This window comes from Streptomyces hilarionis, from assembly GCF_024539675.1.
GTDB classification, from domain to species: domain Bacteria; phylum Actinomycetota; class Actinomycetes; order Streptomycetales; family Streptomycetaceae; genus Streptomyces; species Streptomyces hilarionis.
Window position 1 is genome coordinate 1 of the sequence record NZ_JAHHIT010000736.1, and the last position, 268, is coordinate 268.

Annotated in this window: 1 protein-coding gene; it reads left to right on the forward strand. The window is 58.6% G+C overall.

Going from position 1 to position 268, the window contains the following annotated elements; translation table 11 throughout:
• Nucleotides 1-22: 22 nt before the first annotated feature.
• Nucleotides 23-268, forward strand: a 246-nt coding sequence (locus tag KMS84_RS44600) for a Gfo/Idh/MocA family protein (protein ID WP_256921599.1), incomplete at its 3' end; no start/stop codon positions are given.

Here is a 268-nt window from a genome sequence, read left to right on the forward strand (position 1 = left end):
CTCTGAGCCAGGCACTCTTGAAATGATCGAGCGCGTGCATGCCGGAGACTTCGGGCGACCTCGCCTGTTCACGTCGACATTCACGCAGACGGTGAAACCATCCAATCATCGGATGCAAAACGGCTTTGCAGCAGGCCCCGTGCTGGATATGGGGCCGTACCCGCTGAATATGGTGCGACAGCTATTTGGTGATGAGCCCATCGAGGTCAGCGCGGTGGGTACGACCGCACCCGGCAGTAAATTGGGAACCCCTGATACGGTGAGTGTG